This window comes from Bradyrhizobium nanningense (genome assembly GCF_004114535.1).
In the GTDB taxonomy this organism is placed as follows: Bacteria; Pseudomonadota; Alphaproteobacteria; order Rhizobiales; family Xanthobacteraceae; genus Bradyrhizobium; species Bradyrhizobium nanningense.
In genome coordinates, this window is record NZ_LBJC01000022.1 from 1 (window position 1) to 1,692 (window position 1,692).

General features: G+C 61.8%; 2 protein-coding genes. Both read right to left on the reverse strand.

All coding sequences use genetic code 11. The features are described from left to right. On the reverse strand, positions 1 to 454 hold a 454-nt coding region (locus tag XH84_RS16095; protein WP_488226096.1), incomplete at its 3' end, for a flagellin N-terminal helical domain-containing protein. A gap of 324 nt (positions 455 to 778) precedes the next feature. After that, the coding region (locus XH84_RS16100) for a DUF1522 domain-containing protein (RefSeq protein ID WP_283811952.1) at positions 779 to 1,692 on the reverse strand (914 nt) is incomplete at its 5' end.

Consider the following 1,692-nt stretch of genomic DNA (forward strand, 5'->3'; position numbering starts at 1 on the left):
CGGTCGCCGCCGTGGTGCCGCCGGCATTGCCGGAGAACAGCACGTTGGAGAGCGCAGTCGCGCTGGTGTAGGTCGTGGTGCCGCGGAGGTCGGACGCGGTCGCACCCGCGATCGTGGTCGAAACGTTCGACTTGGTCGAGTAACCGACCGTGGTCTGCAGCGCCTGGTTGGCGATCGATTTGGCGGAATCGAGCAGCTTGGATAGCGAGGTGATGCCGGTGTTGGCGGCCTGCAGCACCTGCACACCGTTGGCGATGCCATCGAGCAGGTTGTTGATGTCGCTGGCGCGGTTGTCGAGCGACTGGGCGGTGAAGAAGTTGGTGGGGTTGTCGAGCGCCGAGTTCACCTTCTTGCCAGTCGACAAACGGGACTGGGTGGTGGCGAGCAGGTCGGCGGTGGATTGGAGGGAGAGCAGGTTCTGGCGAACCGACGCAGAGAGAACGATACCGGACATGACTTTTACCCTTCTGGGAGCTGACTCGTCTTCCTTCGATCTTGTGGGATCGAGCGACGGAGGCAGGGTGGGTCGACATGCCTAACAAAGGGTGAAATCTGCTCGCGAGCCGTAAGCGCCGGTTCACCATAACGCAGTCGGCACGTGTCCGTAGCGACGCCGATCGATCTGAAATTTCTCGGCTTTTCGGGACGTTTTCTTCCCGTTAACCATAACCGATGGTTACTTCTTGCAGCGGTTTGGTCGTCCCGATTGCTGGGCGCAAAAAGAAGACGGCAGGGCCGAAGCCCCGCCGCCGTGTTTGGTTTGCGATGTCAGCCGCTATTAGCGAAGCAGCTGGAGCACGCTCTGCTGCGACTGGTTGGCCAGCGACAGCGCAGAAACCGCGATCGACTGGCGGGTCGACAGCGCCTGGCTGTTGGCCGCTTCCTCGTTGGTGTCGGCCAGCGTCAGGTTGGACGAACCAGTCTGCAGCACGTTGATCAGGTTCTTGTTGAAGTCCTGACGCACCTGCACAACCGAGAGATTCGAACCGAGCGTAGAGGCTTCCGATCGCAGCGTGCTCGAGGCCGAGTTCAGGTTGGTGAGCACCTTGTTGGTCGCGGAGTTGTCGATAAAGTCCGTGCCTTGCACCAGACCGGCCAGACCCAGACCCTTCGAGTTGAAGGTCACGCCGGTGATGTTCAGGTTGGACTTGCCGGTCTCGTCGAACACCAGCTTGAGCTGGTCGCCGTTGAGCAGGTTGACACCGTTAAAAGAAGCATCCAGCGACGTCGTGTCGATTTGCGTCAGGATGTTGTTGTACTGGGACACCAGGTTGGTACGAGTGGCCTGGGCAACCGCGTCAGCAACCGGCGCGGTAGCGTTCGACCAGCTCAGGGCCGTGGTGATTGTGCCGCCGATCGTACCGCCAGCAGCGGCCGAGCCGATCGTCGACGAAGCATAGTCGTTGGTTGCCGAGACCGTGAGCCGGCCGTTGGCATCGATCGTGGCCGACAGGTTGTTGGCCTGAAGTGCCGTGTTGAGCTGATCGAGCGTCTTGACGGTGCCGTTGGTGCCGTCGCCGAAGGTAACATTGACCGCCGTGCCGCCATTGAAGGAGGAGAAGGTCAAGGTCTTGCCCGAGACGCCGCCGGAGGCCGCGGTGCGGCTCGCCGTGAAGGCGGTGCCGGTGCCGGTCGAACCGGTGAGCCCGAGCGAGGACAACGCATTGCCCGAGCCAGTGATCGACAGGTCCG